The sequence below is a fragment of the Tenacibaculum soleae genome, assembly GCF_001693415.1.
Lineage (GTDB): Bacteria > Bacteroidota > Bacteroidia > Flavobacteriales > Flavobacteriaceae > Polaribacter > Polaribacter soleae.
Map to the genome: position 1 here is coordinate 522296 of NZ_MAKX01000001.1, position 24216 is coordinate 546511.

General features: G+C 30.3%; 18 protein-coding genes. 8 read left to right on the forward strand and 10 right to left on the reverse strand.

Annotated elements, in window-relative coordinates; translation table 11 throughout:
- Positions 1-87: 87 nt before the first annotated feature.
- Positions 88-1605 (forward strand): glutamate--tRNA ligase, encoded by a 1518-nt coding sequence (gltX, locus tag BA195_RS02345; protein ID WP_068702045.1) that lies wholly within the window; start codon positions 88-90, stop codon positions 1603-1605.
- Between the two features lie 53 nt (positions 1606-1658).
- On the opposite strand, the gene BA195_RS02350 is transcribed toward gltX, so the two are convergent.
- On the reverse strand, positions 1659-2252 hold the full coding sequence (locus BA195_RS02350; RefSeq protein WP_084443023.1) for an outer membrane beta-barrel protein: 594 nt from the start codon (positions 2250-2252) through the stop codon (positions 1659-1661).
- 58 nt (positions 2253-2310) lie between these two features.
- On the reverse strand, positions 2311-2745 hold the full coding sequence (locus BA195_RS02355) for a TerB family tellurite resistance protein (protein WP_068702049.1): 435 nt from the start codon (positions 2743-2745) through the stop codon (positions 2311-2313).
- 359 nt (positions 2746-3104) lie between these two features.
- Here BA195_RS02355 and mfd point away from each other — a divergent pair, with 359 nt between their 5' ends.
- From mfd to BA195_RS02370, 3 genes are all read left to right on the forward strand, one after another.
- Complete coding sequence (gene mfd, locus BA195_RS02360; RefSeq protein WP_068702051.1) at positions 3105-6440, forward strand: transcription-repair coupling factor; 3336 nt, start codon at positions 3105-3107, stop codon at positions 6438-6440.
- An 87-nt stretch (positions 6441-6527) separates the two neighbouring features.
- Entirely contained in the window at positions 6528-7064 is a 537-nt protein-coding gene (locus BA195_RS02365; protein ID WP_068702052.1) for a metal-dependent hydrolase, read from the forward strand.
- 3 nt (positions 7065-7067) lie between these two features.
- Positions 7068-7925, forward strand: coding sequence for a DMT family transporter (locus BA195_RS02370; RefSeq protein ID WP_068702054.1), 858 nt, complete (start codon positions 7068-7070; stop codon positions 7923-7925).
- A 73-nt stretch (positions 7926-7998) separates the two neighbouring features.
- Here BA195_RS02370 and BA195_RS02375 read toward each other — a convergent pair whose 3' ends face one another.
- Both BA195_RS02375 and dprA read right to left on the reverse strand, forming a co-directional pair.
- The gene (locus BA195_RS02375) at positions 7999-9084 is read right to left on the reverse strand and encodes a hypothetical protein (protein WP_068702057.1); all 1086 of its coding nucleotides are present in this window, start codon (positions 9082-9084) and stop codon (positions 7999-8001) included.
- A gap of 12 nt (positions 9085-9096) precedes the next feature.
- Complete coding sequence (gene dprA / locus BA195_RS02380; RefSeq protein ID WP_068702059.1) at positions 9097-10197, reverse strand: DNA-processing protein DprA; 1101 nt, start codon at positions 10195-10197, stop codon at positions 9097-9099.
- 95 nt (positions 10198-10292) lie between these two features.
- On the opposite strand from dprA, the gene BA195_RS02385 reads away from it, so the two are divergent.
- Together BA195_RS02385 and BA195_RS02390 are read left to right on the forward strand one after the other, a co-directional pair.
- Positions 10293-11189 carry an HU domain-containing protein gene (locus BA195_RS02385; RefSeq protein ID WP_068702061.1) on the forward strand — a complete coding sequence of 299 codons (897 nt, stop codon included), beginning with the start codon at positions 10293-10295 and terminating at the stop codon, positions 11187-11189.
- A gap of 62 nt (positions 11190-11251) precedes the next feature.
- Positions 11252-11764 (forward strand): acyl-CoA thioesterase, encoded by a 513-nt coding sequence (locus BA195_RS02390; protein WP_068702063.1) that lies wholly within the window; start codon positions 11252-11254, stop codon positions 11762-11764.
- Between the two features lie 7 nt (positions 11765-11771).
- On the opposite strand, the gene BA195_RS02395 is transcribed toward BA195_RS02390, so the two are convergent.
- Genes BA195_RS02395 through BA195_RS02420 form a run of 6 tightly spaced genes read right to left on the reverse strand, consistent with a single transcriptional unit; the run spans position 11772 to position 18513 of the window.
- On the reverse strand, positions 11772-12806 hold the full coding sequence (locus tag BA195_RS02395) for an AI-2E family transporter (RefSeq protein ID WP_068702064.1): 1035 nt from the start codon (positions 12804-12806) through the stop codon (positions 11772-11774).
- Positions 12807-12815: 9 nt separating this feature from the next.
- Entirely contained in the window at positions 12816-14030 is a 1215-nt protein-coding gene (locus BA195_RS02400) for a murein hydrolase activator EnvC family protein (RefSeq protein WP_068702066.1), read from the reverse strand.
- Entirely contained in the window at positions 14030-14800 is a 771-nt protein-coding gene (lolB1, locus tag BA195_RS02405; RefSeq protein ID WP_068702068.1) for a lipoprotein insertase outer membrane protein LolB1, read from the reverse strand. The genes BA195_RS02400 and lolB1 overlap by 1 nt, the downstream gene beginning before the upstream one ends.
- A gap of 19 nt (positions 14801-14819) precedes the next feature.
- Entirely contained in the window at positions 14820-15746 is a 927-nt protein-coding gene (locus tag BA195_RS02410) for a tetratricopeptide repeat protein (RefSeq protein WP_068702069.1), read from the reverse strand.
- A 31-nt stretch (positions 15747-15777) separates the two neighbouring features.
- Positions 15778-16794, reverse strand: a complete 1017-nt coding sequence (locus BA195_RS02415; protein WP_068702070.1) for a sugar phosphate nucleotidyltransferase — start codon at positions 16792-16794, stop codon at positions 15778-15780.
- A gap of 57 nt (positions 16795-16851) precedes the next feature.
- Positions 16852-18513, reverse strand: a complete 1662-nt coding sequence (locus BA195_RS02420; RefSeq protein WP_068702071.1) for an ABC transporter ATP-binding protein — start codon at positions 18511-18513, stop codon at positions 16852-16854.
- A 303-nt stretch (positions 18514-18816) separates the two neighbouring features.
- On the opposite strand from BA195_RS02420, the gene BA195_RS02425 reads away from it, so the two are divergent.
- Both BA195_RS02425 and BA195_RS02430 read left to right on the forward strand, forming a co-directional pair.
- Positions 18817-22206 (forward strand): GEVED domain-containing protein, encoded by a 3390-nt coding sequence (locus BA195_RS02425; protein WP_068702073.1) that lies wholly within the window; start codon positions 18817-18819, stop codon positions 22204-22206.
- A 76-nt stretch (positions 22207-22282) separates the two neighbouring features.
- A complete protein-coding gene (locus BA195_RS02430; protein ID WP_068702075.1) occupies positions 22283-24154 on the forward strand; it encodes an ABC-F family ATP-binding cassette domain-containing protein in 1872 nt (623 codons plus the stop codon).
- Positions 24155-24216 lie beyond the last annotated feature (62 nt).

A 24216-nucleotide genomic window follows, 5' to 3' on the forward strand; every position in this document is an offset into this window, starting at 1 on the left:
ATTTTTATTTCTTTATAACTTAAAGGGTATTTGAATTTTCAAATGCTCTTTTTTTATGACTATATTTGGGCTTTCAAATTAATAACAATGACTGATAACGTAAGAGTGCGCTTTGCTCCTAGCCCAACAGGGCCTTTACATATTGGTGGTGTAAGAACTGCTTTATTTAATTATTTATTCGCAAAAAAATACAACGGAACTTTTGTATTACGTATTGAAGATACTGATCAAACACGTTATGTTGCTAATGCAGAACAATATATAATTGATGCCTTAAAATGGTGTAATATTCCTTTTGATGAGGGTCCAGGGATAAATGAAAAATTTGGTCCTTACCGTCAGTCAGAAAGAAAAGAATTATATAAAAAATATGCCGATGAGTTAATCGAAAAAGGTTGGGCATATTATGCATTTGATACTGCTGAAGAGTTAGATGCACACAGAAAAAATCACGAAGAAAATGGTAAAACATTTACTTATAACTGGCATAATCGTGAAAAATTAAATAGTTCATTGGCACTTTCAGCTGAAGAAGTTAAAGCTAAATTGGCAGCAGGTGATAAATATGTTGTTCGTTTTAAAACACCACAAGATGAAACTTTAATACTTGAAGATGAAATTCGTGGTAAAATTAAAATTGATACGAATGTATTAGATGATAAAGTATTGTTTAAGTCTGACGGAATGCCAACATATCACTTAGCAAATATAGTTGATGATCATTTAATGGAGATTTCACATGTTATTCGTGGTGAAGAGTGGTTACCTTCGCTCCCACTACATGAATTATTATACAAAGCATTTGATTGGAAAGCACCAAAATTTGCGCATTTACCACTAATTTTAAAACCAGTTGGTAAAGGTAAACTAAGTAAACGTGATGGTGATAAACTAGGGTTCCCAGTATTTCCATTAGCATATACGAATGAACAAACAGGCGATATTTCTAGAGGATATAAAGAAGATGGTTATTTTGCAGATGCTTTTATAAATATGCTAGCATTTTTAGGATGGAACCCTGGAACAGAGCAAGAAATTTTTTCTTTAGAAGCGTTAGTTGAAGATTTTGATTTAAGTAGGGTTAGTAAATCAGGAGCTAAATTTAGTCCTGACAAAACAAAATGGTTTAACCAACAATATTTACAGCAAAAATCAAATAAAGAGTTAGCAGCATTATATACTGATATTCTTACCAAAAAAAATATCACTACTGAGGTTGAATTTACTGAAAAAGTAGTTTCATTAATTAAAGAGCGTGCAACTTTTGTTGCTGATTTTTGGGAGTTATCAAGTTTTTTCTTCGAAAATCCTATTGAATATGATGCTAAAGCCGCAAAAAAGCAGTGGAAAGAAACTACTGGTGAGTTAATGCAAGAATTAGCTAAGTTAATTACCACTATTGATAATTTTACAATAGAAAATGCACAAACAGTAATAAAAGCTTGGATAACAGCTAAAGAAATAGGTTTTGGTAAAGTAATGCAACCACTACGTTTAAGTTTGGTAGGTAAATTAGCAGGACCCGATTTGTTTGATATTATGACAATGATTGGTAAAGAAAATACATTATTGCGAATCAATAATGCTATTGAAAAATTATCATAAAAACAAAAATGCCGCTTTTATAAAAGCGGCATTTTTTATGTAGTAAATTTTGTTTAAAACTGATTGTAGTAGCAAGAAGATGAAGATTTACCTCCTCTATTAATACTTCCTGTATTATTCCAGTTTAATTTAAAAACAACACCTAAAGTTCCTTGAATATGTGATCGCATACTTTCAAAACTATCTAAAGAATGTTTGTAATATACTTGTGGGTTGATTCCTATTGTATCATTTAGCCAATAAATTCCACCAGTTCCAATATTAAATGTAGGGGTCATTTTTCGTTCAGAATCCACTACACTTGCTCCTATAAAAGCATATGGTGCAAATTTTTCAAAAACAGGATTAAAATTATAACGTAACGAACCATCTAAAGAAAAATAACTTACAGAATTTTCTATAAAACCAACATCATCTATTGTATTTACAGACATAGCACCGTCAATAGATAAACGCTCACCAATAGGCATGGTTAAACTAAGTACAGGTACTTGAAATTGATAGCGATCTCCAATAAAATCTACATCATCACCACTAAATTTTGTAATTCCTACTCCAACACCTATTTGCCATGAATCGTTTAAATTTTGAGAAAACAATTGCATAGAAAAGCAAAGTATGGTAATAAGTATAATTTTATTTCTCATAAATTATAGGGAGGTTTATTTATAATAACTTAATAAATTGCAATTTAGTATAAATGGTTTAAATACTGTTTACTTTTTTTATAGCAATTATAAAATCTTCTAAATCATTTAAATTCATAACTAAATGTATAGCTTCATCACATACTTTTTCAACATTATCTATTGGGAACTGTAAAGCAACGGCTATTCTTTGCATTAGTGTAACTTGTTCCTTATCTACATGTTTATCTGCATAAATCATCTTTGTTAATAAATACAAACGTTCAATACGTTCATCGTAATTTACAGGTGAGTTTACAGGGTATTTTTCAGGATTCTTTAAAATTTCAACATATTCTGTTTGAGTAATGTTTAACCTCTTTGCTGCTCTGTCTAATAGTTGTTGTTCTCCTTCTGAAATTATTCCATCTGTTTTTGCAATTTTTACAACACTTGCAAAGTGTCCTATTTCTTGTTTGTGTTTTCCACTTGAATATAAATCTGATATTGCCATTTTTTTTATTTTAATTATTTTATAATAACGATAAAAAGTACCGTTTAAATTTTTACTAAAGTTAAGAAATCTATCAAAAATTAAAGATAATTTTTACTTATTATTTTTTATAAATTGATAAATATTATTAATAATAAATGATCTCTAAGAATATGTTTTAAACTCATAAAATAATAAGAGAATATATAATTATTATTTATTGTTTTTGTTAGTTTAAAACATATTTAAAATAAATATTTCTGTTTTAACTGTAACAAAAGACAAATTTTAAAAAAAGTAATCCAAAAAATAAAGTTTATAGATTATTTTTAATTTATAACAAAAAACATTCCTCGTATATTTGCGTAAATTTTTTTAGGTTGAGCAAGCAAACTATTGTAAATTATTACCAACAATCTAGCAATGTTAAGCAGATTGTAGATGCACTTCAACAAGAACAACCCCATTTTCAAATAGCGAATTTGGTTGGTTCTTCGTTGTCTTTTGTTATTTCTGAAAGTTTTAAAAAAGCAGATAAACCCTATTTGTTAATCTTTAATGATAAGGAAGAAGCTGCATATTATTTAAACGATTTAGAACAATTATTAGGCGATAAAAACGTGTTGTTTTATCCGGGGTCTTATCGAAGACCTTATCAGATTGAGGAAACTGATAATGCTAATGTGTTGTTACGATCAGAGGTTTTAAACCGAATTAATTCGCAAAAAAAACCAGCCATAATTGTTACCTATCCTACTGCCTTATTCGAAAAAGTAGTTACTAAAAAAGACCTCGAAAAAAACACTTTAAAAATTACGGTTGGAGAGAGTTTATCGCCCGATTTTGTAAATGAAGTATTATTTGAATATAACTTTAATCGAGTAGACTTTGTTACAGAACCTGGAGAATTTTCAGTACGAGGTGGAATAATCGATGTGTTTTCTTTTTCTAATGATGAACCATATCGAATAGAGTTTTTTGGGGATGAAATAGATAGTATTCGAACTTTTGATGTGGAAACGCAACTTTCTAAAGAAAAACTTAAGAAAGTATCTATAATGCCCAATGTAGAAAACAAAACATTACAAGAAAGTAGAGAGAGTTTTTTAAAATATATTTCAGCAAAAACAGCCATTTTTGTTAAAAATACTGAGATTCTTACCGATAATTTAGATAAGTTTTATAAAAAAGCCGAATTTTCATTTAATGAATTATCTACCGAACTTAACCATTCAAAACCTTCAGAATTATTTTGTAATGGTAGTTTGATTAAAAAACAATTAACAGATTTTACATTGGTTGAAATGTCATCTCAAACACAGTCGAGAGATATTTCAGAAATAAAGTTTAATACCCATCCGCAGCCTTCTTTTAATAAAAAATTCGATTTATTAATTCAGAATTTTAACGAATTTTCAACAAAAGGATTTACCAATTATATATTTTGTTCTAACGATAAACAAGCACAAAGATTCCATGATATTTTTGATGATAATGAAGCTGATGTTTCCTATGAAACCATTGTATTTCCATTATATCAAGGATTTGTCGATTTAGAAAATAAAATTGTTTGCTATACCGATCATCAAATATTTGAACGTTATTATAAATTTCGCTTAAAAAATGGGTACGAGAAAAAGCAATCCATCACATTACAAGAGCTTACCAAGTTAGAAATTGGCGATTATGTAACCCATATTGATCACGGAATTGGAAAGTTTGCAGGTTTACAAAAAATTGATGTAGAAGGCAAAAAACAAGAAGCAATTAAACTTATTTACGGCGACCGCGATATTTTATATGTAAGTATTCACTCGTTACATAAAATATCAAAATTTAATGGTAAAGACGGTAAACCGCCTAAAATATATAAGTTAGGCTCTGATGCTTGGAAAAAAGTAAAACAAAAAACGAAGGCAAGAGTAAAACATATTGCCTTTAATTTAATTCAACTTTACGCAAAACGAAAATTACAAAAAGGCTATGCTTTTGGCCCAGACACACATATGCAACATGAGTTAGAAGCAAGTTTTATTTATGAAGATACACCTGATCAGTTTACAGCAACGCAAGATGTAAAAAATGATATGGAAAAAGCCCAACCTATGGATCGTTTGGTGTGTGGTGATGTTGGTTTTGGTAAAACAGAGGTTGCTATTAGAGCCGCTTTTAAAGCGGTAGATAACGGAAAACAAGTGGCTGTTTTAGTGCCAACTACCGTTTTAGCGTTTCAGCACTTTAAAACCTTTTCTGAGCGTTTAAAAGATTTTCCGGTTACCATAGATTATCTAAACCGCTTTAGAACCACAAAACAGCGTAACGGTGTTTTAGAAGGTGTTACAAACGGAAGTGTAGATATTGTGATAGGAACACATCAATTAACCAATAAAAAAGTCAATTTTAAAGATTTAGGGTTGTTAATTATTGATGAAGAACAAAAGTTTGGAGTTGCCGTAAAAGATAAGCTGAAAACCATCAAAGAAAATGTAGATACCTTAACGTTAACCGCCACTCCTATCCCAAGAACATTACAATTTAGTTTGATGGCTGCACGTGATTTATCAGTTATAAAAACGGCGCCACCAAACCGTCATCCGATTGAAACCAATGTAATCCGCTTTAGCGAAGAAACGATTCGTGATGCTATTTCGTATGAAATTTCTCGTGGTGGTCAAGTGTTTTTTATCCATAATCGAATAGAAAACATCAAAGAAGTAGCAGGATTGTTACAACGTTTGGTTCCATCGGCAAAAATAGGTATCGGTCATGGGCAAATGGAGGGTAAAAAGTTAGAGGAATTGATGCTTGGGTTTATGAATAATGAGTTTGATGTATTAGTGTCTACCACGATTATCGAAAGCGGTTTAGACGTACCAAATGCCAATACTATTTTTATAAATAATGCCAATAACTTCGGATTGTCTGATCTGCACCAAATGCGTGGTCGTGTAGGTCGATCTAATAAAAAAGCATTCTGTAATTTTATTACGCCACCATTTCATATGATGACAGATGATGCTCGTAAACGTATTGAAGCATTAGTATTATTTTCTGACTTAGGAAGCGGATTAAATATAGCCATGAAGGATTTAGAAATTCGTGGTGCAGGTGATTTATTAGGTGGTGAGCAAAGCGGATTTATTAATGATATTGGATTTGATGCTTATCAGAAAATATTACAAGAAGCTATTGAGGAATTAAAAGAAAACGAGTTTAAAGAACTGTATCCGGTAGATGAAAATGAACCAAAAGAGTATGTAAAAGAAGTACAAATAGATACTGATTTTGAAATTCTTTTTCCTGATGATTACGTAAATTCAGTAACCGAACGATTGAGTTTGTATAACAAATTAGGAACCTTAACCGAAGAAAAAGAATTGGTAGAATTTGAAAGTCAAATTACCGATCGTTTTGGTGAATATCCAACTCAGGTTCAAGATTTATTAGACTCTGTTCGTATAAAATGGTTAGCGAAGGAACTCGGTTTAGAAAAAATTATTTTAAAGCAAAAACGTATGATTGGTTATTTTGTTTCTGATCAACAAAGCGGATTTTATCAAACTCCAGCATTTACAAAAATGTTGCAGTATGTTCAAAAAAACTCGAAAAGTTGTGTTATGAAAGAGAAGAAAACCAAAAATGGCTTACGATTATTAATCACATTTATTAGAATTGATTCGGTAAATACAGCTTTAAAAATATTACAAAAAGTATAGGTTCATATCATTTTGAGCGGAGTCAATAAATATTGATTAGATTTTTAACCTTTCGCATGCGCTCGAGGAGATACTTAAAAACATAAAATGGCATCAATATTTGGTCACGCACTAGCATCGTTTGCTCTCGGAAAAGGATTTTCTAAATCGCTTGTAAATTGGAAGTTCCTTTTATTAGGTATTGGTTGTGCAATACTACCAGACGCTGATGTAATAGGCTTTAGTTTCGGAATCAAATACAATAGTTTTTGGGGACATCGCGGCTTTTCGCATTCACTTTTCTTTGCGTTTATTTTAGGGTTTTTAATCACCTTAATATTTTACAGAAAAGAAATATTTACAAAAAAAGGTGTAGCACTCATTTTATTTTTTACAATAAGTACCGCTTCACATGCTATTTTAGATGCTTTAACAACTGGTGGTTTAGGAGTTGCATTTTTTTCTCCTTTCGATACGAGTCGTTATTTTTTTCCGTGGCGACCAATTAAAGTATCGCCGATTGGAATTGAACGTTTTTTTGGTGAAAGAGGTGTTAAAGTATTGATGAGTGAGTTTATTTGGATAGGAATTCCGAGTGTGATTTATATGTTAATTACGAGCTATTTTAAAAGAATCAAAAAATAACCAATGCAAAATAACCATCTTAAAAATATATCAGGCCTATTAGTAGCTACATTTTTTGTGAGTACTTCAGGTGTTTTGGGCAAATATATTGCTATGCCATCAGAGGTTATTGTATGGTTCCGCTCTGCTTTTGCTATGGTGTTTTTATACGCTTTTTGCCGTTTAAAAAAAATTGATATTCCATTAAAATCTACCAAACATGTGATTCCATTTATTATTAGCGCAATTTTTATGGCATTGCATTGGATTACCTATTTCTACGCATTAAAACGATCTAATGTAGCTATCGGTATGCTGTCTTTATATACTTTTCCAGTAATGATTGCTTTTTTAGAACCCTTGTTTTTAAAGATAAAATTTAATCCAATATATATTCTTCTAGGCTGCATGGTTTTGTTAGGGATTTATATGCTAGCGCCAGATTTTAATTTAGAAAGTGAAAATGTTCAAGGAATATTATTTGGACTACTCTCTGCTCTATGTTATGCTATCAGAATTTTAATTTTAAAACAATACGTATTGCAGTATAACGGGGTATTATTAATGTTTTATCAAACCTTAATAATTACTATTTGTTTAGTACCAGTATTGTTTTTTATGGATGTTTCTGGGTTAGAAACTCAATATCCGTATGTACTATTAATTGCTTTTTTAACTACAGCAATAGGTCATAGTTTAATGGTACATTCGTTACAGTTTTTTTCAGTTTCAACAGCAAGTATTATTAGTAGCGTACAACCAATATTCGGAATTGTTTTAGCATTCTTATTTTTAAATGAAGTTCCCACGTGGAACACTTTTGTAGGTGGAAGTTTAATCCTCGCAACCGTAATTATTGAAAGCATCCGAAGTAAAAAATGATAATAAATAAAGTATTAGGTTTTATTTAAAACTGTTAGAGTTTATTCGTCAATGCAGGTAGTTTAATAATAGCCTAATGTATTTTTTGTTGTTGCTGTATAATGCTTTTTAGGGTTACATCTTCATAATTTCTACGAACAAAGGTAAGGGCACTATCTAACACCTCACCCATTCCATCACTATCTCTAAAATTGATATCGCCAGTAAATTCAAAAATTTCTGTTTTTAATTTTTTAATATGTTTAGGAATGGAAATATTATCAGATTTCATGGCAGTAAGTAATCTGTTTAAACGAGAACGAGACCCTAATATGCGTTTTGCAACAATTGAGCGTTCTTCAAGTTGGTACTGTTCTATTGATTCAGAATCAAGTTTTTTAGTAACTAATTGAACCATTTTTAAATTTTCTTTAAAAAATTGAGGGTAATAGACCTTAAATTTTCCTTCGTAACATTGTTGATCAAAATCTATCGGACGTATTTTATACACCACGTTTTCAAAATCGTGTGTAGGTACTACAACATAATTGTACGAACGCATGTCGCCTAACAAACGAATCATACAACGTTCGTTAAATTTTACAAATTCTTTAGCTATTTGTGCTTTTTCAATTTCTAAACAATCGGCCAAATAATCTTTGATAAAAACATCTCCTGGAATTCCAGAAATATGTTCTTCAATTAAGGTGTCTTTATGCACCAAAAAATTTAAATTATAAGGTGATAAAATATCTTCTAATTCTAACCCGTAAATACGAGAAGCATCGGTTTTTTTTACATAAAAATACGTGTAATTATCATTTAAAATATTACGAACTTTTACTCTAAAAGGTTGTGAATTACCAAAGGTGCAAAAATCTACAGCATCAATATTTAAGTGTTTTATACTAGCGTCTGAACCGTTTGAATGTAAAATATTATACACTTTTTTAAGACTTAAATCGATTTCTTCTCGTTCAAACTCGTTGTAATAAACACGCACCCATAAAGTATCATTATCATCTTTATCATATACAGCTATTGATCCTTGAAAACGCAATAAATCATCATAAAAAATAGGAATTTGAATGGTTCTGTTATGTCTTTTTAAGTAAAGCGAAAGCTTTTTATTAACAGGATATGCAGGTTTTTTTTGAGATATTAATTTTTCTTCAGCCATGCTTCAAAGGTACTAAATGGCAAACAATTTACCAGGTAAAGGTTTTACTACTCCTTTAAGTTCCATTTGAAGTAAGATGGATGCTAATTTATAGGTAGGAATTTCACAATCAAGTGCAATAACATCAAGTAATTGTTTACCATTTTGTTGTAGGTAGTCGTAAATTTTTTGTTCAACGTTATTTAAATCAACAAATAACTGTTGTTGTAAAGGTTGGTTTTTAGGTTGTTTAAGATCCCAGTTTAACATTTTTACAATATCTGTAGCTGAGGTTAATAAATGCGCCTGATTATTTTTAATAAGTTTATTACAGCCTTTACTATACATATCGGTAGTTTTTCCGGGTAAGGCAAATACATCTCGGTTGTAAGAATTAGCAATATCAGCAGTTACTAATGAGCCTCCTTTTTCGGCAGATTCTAATATGATTGTTGCTTTTGAAATACCCGCAACAATACGATTTCGTTTTAAAAAATTTTCGCGTAGTGGTTGTTCATTATGATAAAACTCGGTAATAAATCCACCGTTTTTATTTACATCATTAATATATTTTTTATGAACTTTCGGATAAATTTGCTCAAAACCATGTGCTAAAACTCCAACGGTTTGCAAATTGTTTTTTATAGCGGCTTTGTGAGCACAAATATCAATTCCGTAGGCAAAGCCACTAATAATTATGGGATTATATGCAGCTAAGTTTTCAATAAGTTGATTACAAAAATCACGCCCGTAAGAAGTAATATTTCGTGTACCAACTATAGAAATAATTTTTTGACTGTTGAGGTTAATAGTTCCGTCTTTAAAAAATAATATAGGTGCATCAATACAGTTTTTTAAATTAAGCGGATAATCATCTTCTAAAAAATAAGAAAACTGCAATTTTTTTTTCTGAATATACTTTAGCTCCTCCTCTGCCCTTTTTAAGTTAGTTGTATCCAGTAAATGTTTTATAACATGCGTGCCAATTCCGTTTATTTTTTGCAAAGTATTTGCACTTTCTTTAAACACCTGTTCTACACTTCCTGTGGCAGTAATTAACTTTTTTGCTAAAATATCACCAATGTTTTTGGTTGCTTTTAATCGTAAAATGGCCACTAATTTTTCAGATTTCATACAGCAATAATTTGATTATCAATATACAAAAAAACTGTTGATAACATTTGTATGAAAACTTAAAACGACTTAGTAAAAAAACTATATTTGTTATTATGACATTAGCCAACTATATAAACGATTTATTATACAGATACGATTGCGTAATTGTTCCTAATTTTGGTGGTTTTGTAACCAATAAAATAGGCGCTAAAATGAACGATGCTACTCAAACATTTTATCCGCCGAAAAAGCAAATTACTTTTAATGCGTATTTACAGCATAATGATGGTTTATTGGCAAATTATATTGCTTCAAATAAAAATATTTCTTTTGAAAAGGCAACTACTTTTATTGCAAATGAAGTGGCTCAATGGAAAAATGAATTAAACAATACTGCTGTTAAAGTTGCCTCTGTAGGTAGCTTATCTTTAAATGAAGCAAAGCAAATTGTTTTTGAACCAAATACTACTAGTAATTTTTTAACAACATCTTTTGGTTTAGCTATTGTAGAAAGCGAATCTGTAAAAAGATTTAAGCAAACAGTAAAACCATTGCCAGTAGTTGTTAAAGAAAAAAGTAACACAGCTGTTTTATTAAAATATGCAGCAACAGCGACAATTTTATTAGGAATTAGCTATGCTGGTTGGAATGGAATTAAAAATCAACCTGAAAATGATTTGTTAGCAGCGAAACAACAAGCTGAAAAAAAACAAATTCAATCAGCAACTTTTGTTATTAATAACCCGTTACCGACCATCAATTTAAACGCAACGAAAACATCAAAAGGGAGTTTTCATATTATTGCAGGTGCTTTTCAGGAAATAAAAAATGCTGAAAACAAGCTTAAAGAATTGCAAGAGTTAGGTTACGACGCTAAAATATTAGGTAAAAATAAATTTGGTTTAACACAAGTAACATTTACTAGTTTTAATTCTAAAGAAGAAGCTCGTAAATCTTTATTAGAAATTAAAAAAACAGTTAGTGAAGATGCATGGTTATTGGTTAAATAATCATTCTTTTAAATTACTTATTTTTTTAGCTTTATGTATATCTTTGCATCAAAAATTAATTGATGAAAGCGCAAACACCTAAAGAATCATTAACAGTACTTACCGATCTTGTTTTACCAGGAGAAACTAATTATTTAGACAATCTTTTTGGAGGAGAATTATTAGCTCGTATGGATAGAGCTTGTAGTATTGCAGCACGTCGTCATTCTAGACGAATTGTGGTTACTGCTTCAGTAAATCACGTTGCGTTTACAAAATCAGTTCCTGTTGGAAGCGTGGTTACTTTAGAAGCTAAAGTTTCTAGAGCATTTAAATCATCTATGGAAATTTATGTAGATGTTTGGATTGAAGATCGTCAATCTGGTGAAAAAACAAAAGTAAACGAAGGTATTTATACATTTGTTGCTGTTGATGAAACAGGAAAACCAGTTCCAGTTCCACCAATTCAACCAGAAACTGAATTAGAGAAAAAACGTTACGATGCGGCTTTACGTAGAAAACAATTAAGTTTGGTTTTAGCAGGTAAATTAGACCCTAAAGAAGCTAAGGAGTTAAAAGCATTGTTTTTAGGTTAAAAGAAGCTTAAATCTTGTCTAAATCACCATTTTCAGATAAAAATATGGCTATAGATTTTGTTTTTTCAAACTGAGAGAAAATTATAATCATAATTACAGTAATAGGCACACTTAAAATCATGCCTGTTACTCCCCATATCTTACCCCAAATAGCTAAGGATAATATAGTTACTAAAGGGCTTAAATTTAAAGACTTACCAAATAATTTAGGCTCTATAATATTACCTACAATTACTTGTACTGAACCAACAGCAATTAGTACTATTAAGAAGGGAGTAAACTCTCCAAATTGTATCAAACTAAAAATTGCTGGAAAAATTGTAGCAATTAACGAACCAATGGTGGGTATATAGTTTAATAAGAAGATTAAAAAAGCCCAAAAAGGTGCGCTGTCTACGCCTACAATTAATAAAACAATATAACTTAAAACACCTGTAAGTAAGCTTACATAAGTTTTTAAACGCAAGTAATTTGAAATGGAATATTCAATTTTTGTTAACATTAATTGCATACTTGTATGCTTATCTTTTTTTCTTTCAAATACTTTAACAAGTTTCTTTTTAAAACTACTTTCTTCTAAGAAGATAAATAAGGCATAGATGATAATCATAAAAGTATCGCCTAATAAACTACTAATACCGTTAGCAATATCTCCTAAAACCGATCCGTAATTAAAATCACCAATTACCGATTTTACTGATTTTATGATATCAATATGAAAATAAGTATCTAAACTTTTAATAGTTGCATCAATATTTGGCTCATATTTAGAGTATGATGTTGATAAATTTGTAATACTATTGGTAATAATTTCAGAAATAAAACCAAAACCCAATACAATAAAAGTAAATACAAAAACATTACTTAACCAACTAGTAATAAATCTTTTAGCAAACGGTATTTTGTAAATTGTTTTACGAATTTCACGTGTTAGAAACCAAAAAATTATGGCAAATATAAACGGTATTAAAATTCCTTTACCAACAACTAAAACAGCTATGATTGCAACAAAAATAATAATGAAGTTTGTAGAATTTTTCATACACTTATATTAATTAGTACGTATCCATGTTGCTGGATTTAACTTAGTAACATTTTTTGATAAAATAAAAAGTAACGTGGTTTTACCTGAAATTTTGTCGGTAAAAACCTTTCCTATTTTATCGCCTGTTTTTATTATACTACCCTTTTTAACATACACATTTTCAAGATTATTATAAGAGGATATATAACTACCATGTTGTATTAATACTGATTTTTTACCACCAGATTGCGATTGTAATGCTAATACTTTACCGTTAAATATACTTTTAGCATCTGTATTTTTTTTGGTAACAATATGCAAGCCAGGACTGTTAATTTTTATACCAGAAAATGTTGGATGAGGTTGCACACCGTATCTTCTGGTTATAATCCCTGTAACAGGCCAAGGTAAATTTCCTTTATTTTGCTCAAATCTTGCCAGTAATTTTTTTTCGGCAGCATCTAAAACAAATCCTGTCCCACCTTTTTTAGGTTTCTTTTTTCCTTTATTAGCCTTTGCAATTGCTTCTCTAATTAAACGATCTATACGAGCTGTTATTCGTTTTTCTTCTTTGATTTTCTTCTGTAAATTTCGCTTGTATTTACTTTCTTCTTTTTTAATTTTAGAAACTAATTTTTCTTGCGATTTTTTATCAGATTCTATTTCTTCTTTTTGTGATTTTTTAGCAATAATTAATAATTCTTTGTCTTTTTTCTTTTGTATTAAAGAATCATTAAATTGTTTAATTTCATTTGCCTTTACAATAAGATCTTCACCTTGTTTTTTTCGGTAATCATTGTATTGTTGCATGTATTTTAATCGCTTATAAGCTTGGTAAAAACTTTCAGAAGAGAGTAAAAACATGGTTTTACTTTGTTGCGATTTACTTTTATGGGTTTTTACAACCATATCAGCATACTCTTTTTTTAATTTTTTTAACTGCTCATTATATGTGGCAAGTTGTTTTTCGTTTAATGTTATTTCTTTTGATAGTTTTTGTGATTCTAACTCAATAACTTTTATTAAACGTTCTCTAGTATTAATTTTTTGACTTAAGTCCTTTAAATCATCTAAAGCATTCCCTTTTTCTTTTTTTGTTTTAAACAGTAAATTGTTAATCTGTTTAATTTCATTTTTTAGTTTTTGATGCTTCTTTTCTAGTGTTTTTCGTTCTTGACTATAAGAAGGAAAACCTATTAAAAAAACACTTAAAAATGAGATATATAAAACAGTTTTTTTCATTATAATTTTATTTCTTTATAACCTTTAGGCATTTTAAAATCAACATTTAACTTAGTATTAAAATCAACAGATCGAGTTGAAATATCAATATTTGTATAGCTATTGTTTTGTTTTGCGTTGATTTTTATCTTTTCTGGAAATAACACTCCTTTTTTATTTAAAAATTTAGGGTATGCTATATCTAAACGTTGATTTTTTTTTGTGCTTACAACCGATTGTTTATTTAATTTGTAATGAAGTGAATTTACATAAAAAAAGAGATTAAATAATTCGGATTGTTTTTTTGGGGTAAGTTGATACGATTTATCTGTAATTGTTACAGCATGTCTTTTTTGTCTTACATTAAATAACGATTCTCCTAACAACATATTTTGTAGTTGCTTGAAATTAATATCGGTACCTAATAATTTTTTGAGCATTGAAAAATCGCCATCAAAATAGTTTTTATAAAAAGGCGAATAGAATTGCACTTTTGTAGGCGTAATTTTGGCTTTAAAAACAGTTATATATTTGGTTCCTTTAAGCCAAATTACTTCATCTTTTTTAATTTTCATTCGTATTTTAAAGCCTACTTTTTCTTTATTACTTTTATAGTTTACTTTTAAACGAGCATCTACGGTTTTCTCATCAAAATTAGCATTAGTATGTTTTTTTGCTACTCTACGAGCAGACATTTCTTTAATTATGGTTGGTTTATTTGCTATGTTTTTACTCGACTTACACGAATAAAAACTTAAAAATAAAACAATAAGTAGGGTAACGTATTTCATAAAATTTATAAAAGGAAAACTATTTTAGCGTTTTTTCGGCTTTATTTTTAAAAAATGAAGCTTTTTTAGTATCATTTAATTTCTGATAAGCTTTTGCCATTTCAAAATAAAATTGTGCTTCAATTTTAGTGTTATCAATTACAAAATCAATGCCGTTTTGTAAACTTTGTAGCGCTTTCTTATATTGATGATTATTGTTAAGTGCTTTACCGTTCATTAAATAGATAAAAGGCTGTGCCGGAAATAAGGTTAAACCTTGCTCACTATATTTTAATAAATCAGTATGAGTATTTATATGTAACTTATTTAATAAAGGTTTTAAGTTTGCAAATGTTTTTTCTTTTTCAAAAATTACACGTAAATCTACATTTACAATGTTTTTAGGTGCTTTTTTAACTTTGTTGGCTACGTTATTATGTAACCTTTCTTCAATTCTTCGAAGCCTAGAATCTAATAATTTTGCGTTTCTTAGTTCTGATAAGACTTTTTTAGCTGAAGCTACATCACGATTTTGAAGATGTAAATAGACAAGTACTCTTTTTTTCTTCGGATGTTTTTTTGCAAGTTGTTTTTGAACTGTTACGGCTTGCTTAAAATCTGCAGTTCTTCGTAAAATAGCAACCTTATGTTCAAGCATCCAAAGATTATCTTCCTCTATATTTAAAGATAAATCGATGTATTCTAAAGCTTCAATATTTCTACCTAATTTTAAATAATTTTTAGAAAGTTCAAATAAAACAGCCGTATCATCAGGTGTTATTTCATTGCAGTTGTTTAAATATTCAATGGCTTTTTTGTGATTGAAAACAGCTTTTTGTGAAAGTGCTTTAAAAAAGTTTTCTTGAAAATCGATATTGTTTTTTTCGTTAATAGCTATAACACCAGGAATACTGTCTTGTGAATAACATATAAAGGCGTAAAAAATCAAGAAAAAAGATAAAAACATCTTAATTCTTGATTTTTTATGGATTGTTTTACTATGTAAGTTCTGTATAATCACCTATACTGACCGATGTATAATTAGCATTGTATTTTGCATGATTACCAATCATTGCATTATCTAATTTTGCGTTAGATATATGAACGTTTGTTTGAATTAATGAGTTTACAATTGTTGAGTTTTCAACAACACTATTTTCACCAATTGAAACAAAAGGTCCAATTTTTGTGTTTTTTAAAACCACATTTTTACCTACAAAACAAGGTTGTATTATTTCTGAGTTTTCTAATACAACGTCGTTAGCAACTAAATTGTTGCCATCAGCTTGCTCAAAACCTAAAACTTGCTTATTGGTATCAACCGTTGGATCTTTTTTACCACAATCCATCCAAGCATCTACTTTACCAGGTATAAATTTTGCACCTTGTTGTTTTAAAGACTCTAAAACCTCTGTTAATTGAAATTCACCTGAAGGGCGAATATCATTATCAATTAAATGCTTTATTTCTTCACGAAGCTTATCACCATCTTTAAAGTAGTAAATTCCAATAATTGCTAGATCAGAAACAAACTCTTTCGGTTTTTCAACAAAATCAGTAATGAATCCGTCTTTTAATTTCACCACACCAAAAGCACTTGGGTCTGCTACTTGCTTTACCCAAATAGCACCATCTGCGTTAGCATCTAACGTAAAATCAGCTTTAAATAAAGTGTCTGCAAAAGCCACAACGCACGAGCCGTTTAATGATTTTTTAGCGCAATAAATAGCATGCGCAGTTCCTAACGCTTCTTCTTGTACATATACTGATCCTTTAGCCCCTAAACTTTCGGCAATTGCTATTAATTTATCTTTAGTATCCGTAGGAAAACCTTTAGCAGCTGTACCAATTATAAAGGCAATTTCTTCTATTGGTTGGTTTACAACCGAAGTTATATCTTCAACCAAACGTTGTACAATTGGTTTACCAGCTATAACGGTTAACGGTTTTGGAGTTGTAAGTGTATGAGGTCTTAAACGAGACCCGATTCCTGCCATTGGAACGATTATCTTCATGTTTTTCTTTTCGTTTTTTAACGGTGCAATATACCATTAATAAAGCATTGAAAAAAGTTACAAACCTTCTGGTATTGCTGCTATTAATGTTTTGGTATATTCGGTTTTTGGATTGTTGTAAATTTCATCAGCATCTGCAATTTCTTCAAGTTTACCTTTATTCATCACTACTAATTGATCGGCCATGTATTTTACTACCGATAAATCATGAGAAATAAAGATATAGGTAAAGTTAAATGCTGCTTTTAATTGATTTAATAAATTTAAAACCTGTGCCTGTACTGATACATCTAAAGCAGAAACGGACTCATCACAAATAATTAATTTTGGCTTTAAAGCAATGGTACGTGCTATACCAATTCGTTGACGTTGTCCGCCAGAAAATTCATGCGGATATCTATAAAAATGCTCTTTTTCTAACCCAACTTTTTCTAATAATTCGCATACATATTCTTTTCGTTCTTTTGATGATTTTAAAATATTATGAACCTTCATAGGTTCTAAAATTGCGTTACCAACGGTAATTCTTGGATTTAAAGAAGAAAAAGGATCTTGAAATATAATTTGAATTTCTTTCCTTAATTTTTTAAAACCAGATTTTGAAAGTTTTGTAATATCTACTCCGTTATAAATTATTTCTCCTGAAGTTGCGTTTTCTAATCGTAAAATAGTTCTGCTTAACGTGGTTTTTCCACAACCGCTCTCCCCTACTAAACCTAAAGTTTCACCTTCATAAATTTTAAAAGATACATTATTAACTGCTTTTACAATTGTTGGCTTTATAAACCAAGAAGCATTAGAAATAAAATTCTTGTGCAAGTTTTTGATTTCTAGTAATGGAGGTTTTTTGTAAATTTTTTGCTGAAATTCAGCACGTTCACTATCAGAATAAACAGTTTTATTTACCGTATTATTAATAAAATCGTTAACCGTTGGTAATATTTTAAAACGCTTTTTAGTATTCGGTTTTGAGTTTATAAGTGCCTTAGTATAGTTTTCTGTCGGATTCATAAAAACCTGATCAACTTTACCTTGTTCAACAATTTTTCCTTTATGCATTACTACTACGTTGTTTGCAATTTCAGAAACCAAAGCCAAATCATGAGAAATAAAAATAATTCCCATTTTATACTCTTGTTGTAATTCTTTTAAAAGTAAAATTATTTCTTTTTGAACCGTAACATCTAAAGCTGTTGTAGGTTCATCGGCAATTAAAAGTTTTGGTTTGCAAGCAATTGCCATAGCAATCATAACCCGTTGTTTTTGTCCGCCACTTATTTGGTGTGGATAGGAGTTAAAAATAGTTTCAGTTCTAGGAAGTTTTACTTTTTTAAAAAGTGAAATAACCTCTTCTTTTATTTGTTTATTTGATAGATTGGTATGCTGTTCTAAAATTTCAGAAACCTGATTACCACAAGTTAAGGTAGGATTTAAAGAACTCATAGGTTCTTGAAAAATCATGGCTATTTCACTCCCTCTAATTTTTTGAAAATTATTGTTGTTGTAGGTCAATAAATTTTGCTTTTCAAACAGAATTTCTCCTTTAATATTTGCAAATTTAGGAAGCAGCCCTAAAATAGCTAAAGAAGTTACTGATTTTCCGCTTCCACTTTCTCCAACAATACCCACAATTTCGTTTTGTAATATATTAAAAGAAACATTTTGAATAATTGCAGGAGCATTTTTAAAACTTATTGCTAAATTTTTAACTTGAAGCATTGGTGTAATTTTTAATAAAAATACGATTTATATTTATATTTAACTTTTAAAAAGTACTTTGAGTTGTAATTTGTTGATTTTTAGATAAAAACACTAAACCTAGTATTTGTATAGGGTTAAGAGGTATTTTTTCGCTTTGGTTTTATTGAAAATGTATTTTTTTGTGTGTAAAAATATCATTTTTTGTATTTTTTTATATATTTGTCGTCTATTTATTAAAAATTTAAGAGTTTTTAACGTAATTATATTAAGTTGTAATTTTTATTTTTAATAGATAAAACTAACTTTATAACCCTTCAAAAAATGAAACACAAGTACTTAAAAAGTCTTGTATTAGCTGGTGTTGTTTTAGGATTAAATTTCCAAACACAAGCTCAAGACAAAAACGAAGTAGCTAAAATTCGTAGTAATTATGATTTAGCAAAACTTCAAAAAATCAAAGGAGATTTTCAAAAGACTTCAAAAAGAGAAAAGGCATTAGCCGTACAATTAGCAAAACAAAAAGGTTGGAAAACTAAATTTACAACAAGTAAAGGTAATTTAGTTGAATTACAAAGAGTTGTAAACGGAAAACCAATTTACTATACAACTTACAATGTTGATGCTGCTAAATCTACAAGAACAAACCATTTAAATTCAGGCGGATCATTAGGTTTAAATCTAATGGGACAAGGAATGACTGCTCATGTTTGGGATGGTGGTTTAGCAAGAATAACGCATCAAGAATATGATGGTGCCGGAGGAAATAATCGTTTTTCTGTTGGTGATGGTACTACGGCAAGACATTATCATGCTGCTCACGTAACAGGAACCATTATGGCTTCAGGTGTAGTGGCTAATGCAAAAGGTATGGCACCACATTCAAAAGCAATTGGTTATGATTGGAATAACGATAAAACAGAAGTTACCAATGCGGTAGCTGGTGGAATGTTAATTTCTAATCACTCTTATGGTTTTGCAACTAGAAACCAACAAGGCCAAGTACAATTACCTCAAAATTATTTTGGAGGTTATATTGATGAAGCTAGAGATTGGGATCAAATTTTATTCAATGCTCCAAACTATTTAATGGTGGTAGCAGCGGGTAACGATGGTAGTGATAATACTGCAAATAACAACCCAACAGGAGGTTATGGTTTTGATAAATTAACAGGGCATTCAGTTTCTAAAAATAACTTAGTAGTAGCCAATGCTCAAGACGCAAATGTTGATGCAAACGGAAATTTAATTTCAGTAGTAATTGCACCTAGTAGTAGTGAAGGTCCTACGGATGATTTTCGTATAAAACCAGATATTACCGGTAATGGTTCAGGAGTATATTCTACTTATGAAAGTAGCGATACTGCTTATAACTCAATTACAGGTACTTCAATGGCATCACCAAATGTTGCAGGATCTTTATTATTGTTACAACAACATTATAAAAATCTAAACAGTGGTGATTTTATGAGAGCTGCTACTTTAAAAGGATTGGCTTTACATACTGCTGATGATGCTGGTGCTACAGGGCCAGATGCTGTTTTTGGATGGGGATTATTACACACAAAAAGAGCTGCAGAAGCAATTACAAACAAAGGAAACGAGTCTAAAATAGAAGAATTAACGTTAAACTCTGGTCAAACATATACAATTACTGTTGATGCTGATGGAGTTAATCCATTATTGGCATCAATATCTTGGACTGACAGACCAGGTACAGCTACTTCAACAGTAAATGCTACAACACCAGTTTTAGTAAATGATTTAGATATTAGAGTTTCTAAAAATGGAAACACATTTTTACCATACGAGTTAACAGGAGCAACTACGAGTGCAAAAAGAGACAATAATGTAGATCCTTTTGAAAGAGTTGATGTTACAGGAGCTTCAGGCACATATACAATTACCGTAACCCACAAAGGTTCTTTAGTTGGTGGTAGCCAAAATTACTCATTAATTGTAACAGGTATTACAGGTACACCAGTTGTGTGTAATGCAACAGTACCAACAGGAGTTACAGTTTCAGGAGTTTCTGACACAGGCGCAACGATAAATTGGGCAACAGTTACAGGTGCAACGTACGATGTAAGATATAAAGCTACGTCAGCTTCATCTTGGTCAACTAGTACAGTATCAACAACAACAAAAGTGTTAACTGGTTTAACAGCTTCAACTCAATACGAAGTACAAGTACGTAGTAAATGTTCTTCAGGAAACTCAAATTATAGTACATCTGTAAACTTTACAACACCAGCAGTTGTAATTTCTTATTGTAACTCAAAAGGAGCAAGTGTAAATGATGAGTATATTCAAAAAGTTGAATTAGGTACTATAAGTAATACTTCAACTGGAGGGAATGGATATTCTGATTTTACCTCGATAACAACAAACTTATCAAAAGGAGAATCTAATACTATTACAATAACTCCAAAATGGACAGGCACTGTTTATGATGAAGGTTATGGAGTTTGGATTGATTATAATCAAGATGGAGATTTTTCTGATGCAGGAGAAACAGTTTGGACAAAAGCAAAATCTAAAACAACTCCAGTAAGTGGATCGTTTACAGTACCTACATCAGCATTAAGCGGAGCAACAAGAATGCGAGTGGTATTAAAATACAATGCAACACCAACAGCATGTGAGGCTTCTATTCAATATGGTGAAGTAGAAGATTATACCGTAGTAATTGGAAATTCTCAGGCAGATACTACTGCACCAACTGCACCAACTAGTTTAACAGCATCAAGTGTAACACAAACTACTTTAACGTTAAACTGGTCAGCATCTACAGATAATGTAGCAGTTACAGAATATGATGTATATCAAGGAGCAACAATAATAGGATCAACAGCAAATACAACAGCAAATATTACAGGTTTAACAGCAGCAACTACTTATACTTTTTCTGTAAAAGCAAAAGATGCTGCTGATAATGTTTCAACTTCGAGCAATGTTGTAAATGTAACAACTTTATCAAATCAAGTTAGTTACTGTGCTTCTAAAGGAAATAGATCAAGTTATGAGTGGATTGATAATGTAGAATTAGGAGGTATGACCAATGCATCGGCAGGAAATAATGGTTATGGAGATTTTACATCAAAAGTAGCTACTTTAGCTAAAGGTAGTTCTAATCAAATGGTGGTAAGTGCTGGTTTTTCAGGAACTGCTTATAATGAGCACTGGGCTGTTTGGATTGATTTTAATCAAGATGGTACATTTGCAGATAGTGAAAAAGTAGTTTCAGGATCTTCATCAAGTGCTAATAACTTAACAGCAACAGTTGCTGTTCCGTCTGGAGCATTATTAGGACAAACAAGAATGCGTGTTTCAATGAAATACAATGCTGCACAAACGTCATGTGAAACTTTTGCAGATGGTGAAGTAGAAGATTATACTGTAAACATTACAGCATCAACAGCTAATTTTAATACTATTTTTACAGACATAAGCAATGCAGAAAACTTAGGAAATGAAGCAACCGTAAATATAACGGCATACCCTAATCCTGCAGTTGATAATGTTCAGGTTAAATTAGCATCTAAAGCTAAAAATGTAACTTATAAGGTTGTAAACGTAGTAGGTCGTGTAGTACAAAAAGGACGCTTAAATTCATTAAATAACTTAAATGTTTCGAGCCTAATGAAAGGTGTCTATATTTTAGAAGTTAATGATGGTCAAAAAATATTAAAAACTAAATTGATAAAAAAATAAGAAGACTTTCTTACTTAAATAAATAAAACCCGAGCAATTGCTCGGGTTTTTTGTTTCTTTGCATAAAATTTAGAACATGAATTACCTATCAGTTGAAGGCATAGCAAAAGCATACGGAGAAAAAGTACTGTTTGATAACATTTCTTTCGGAATTAACAAAGATCAAAAAATAGCTTTTGTTGCTAAAAATGGTAGTGGAAAAACTTCTATTTTAAATATTGTTGCCGGTATCGATGAGCCAGATTCTGGGCAAGTAGTTAGTAGAAAAGGAATCGATATCGCATATTTGTCGCAAGCGGATAATCACAATCCTGATTTAACCATTGAAGAAACTATTTTTTCTACTGATAATAAAGTTTTATCAGTAATAAAACAATACGAAAAAGCAGTACAAAATCCTGATAATGCAGATGCGTTTCAAGAAGCTTTTGAGCTAATGGAACAATACAATGCGTGGGATTTTGAAACGCAATACAAGCAAATACTATCTAAATTAAAGCTAGACAACTTACAGTTAAAAGTAGGAAAGCTTTCTGGTGGACAAAAAAAACGATTAGCACTTGCCATTGTATTAATTAAAAAACCAGATTTATTAATTTTAGATGAGCCTACTAATCATTTAGATTTAGAAATGATTGAATGGTTAGAAGCATTTTTTGCTAAAGAAAAAATAACCTTATTTATGGTTACACACGACCGTTATTTTTTAGAACGTGTATGTAACGAGATTATCGAGTTAGATAACGGTCAACTATATAAATACAAAGGAAATTACTCATATTATTTACAAAATAAAGAAGAACGTTTAGCTTTAGAAGCCACCAATTTAGGCAAAGCAAAAAGTTTGTTTAAAAAAGAATTAGATTGGATGCGTCGCCAGCCAAAGGCTCGTACAACAAAATCTAAATCTCGTACCGATGATTTTTATGCAATTAAAGAAAAAGCACACAAACGTCGTAATGAGCACGAAGTGCAGTTAGAAATTAATATGGAACGTTTAGGAAGTAAAATTATTGAGCTTCATAAAATGAAAAAATCATTTGATGATAAAGTAATTTTAGACGGATTTGATTACGTATTTAAACGAGGAGAACGTATTGGTATTATAGGTAAAAATGGTACTGGTAAATCATCTTTTTTAAACATGTTAACAGGAGCTATTGAGTTAGATGGCGGAAAAGTCGTAATAGGTGAAACAGTAAAGTTTGGCTATTATACCCAAAAAGGAATTACAATAAAAGAAGGGCAAAAAGTAATTGAAGTAATAAAAGAATTTGGAGAGTATATACCGTTAAGTAAAGGACGAAAAATATCTGCTGGTCAATTATTAGAACGCTTTTTATTTGATAGAAAAAAACAACACGATTTTGTTGAAAAATTAAGTGGTGGTGAACAAAAGCGTCTGTATTTATGCGCGGTTTTAATTCAAAACCCTAATTTTTTAATATTAGATGAACCTACAAACGATTTAGATGTTGTAACACTAAATGTACTAGAAAACTTTTTATTAGATTATCCAGGTAACTTAATGGTGGTTTCTCACGACCGTTATTTTATGGATAAAATCGTTGATAATTTATTTGTGTTTAGAGGCGAAGGACAAATTGATAACTTTCCTGGAAATTATTCTGATTTTAGAGCATATGAAGACTCTAAAGTAAAAGAGTATAGAGAAGCAAAAGAAGTTAAAAAAGAAGCAATAGCTCCTGTAAAAACAGCTAAAAAAGGCGTGTTAAGTTTTAATGAAAAACGTGAATGGGGTTTGTTAGAAAAAGATATTGAAAGACTTCAGAAAAAGAAAGAAACTATTGAAGGTAAGTTTAATAGAGCCGAATTTTTACCAGAAGAAATCAACGACAAATCTGTAGAACTTCAGCAAATAACCGACGATTTAGAAGAAAAAGAAGAACGCTGGTTAGAACTTTCAATGAAATTAGAAGGCGAGTAAGATTTTTTAGTTTACAGAGATTAGTATATTTGATAACCTTAATAAAATTACCAGACCTACTG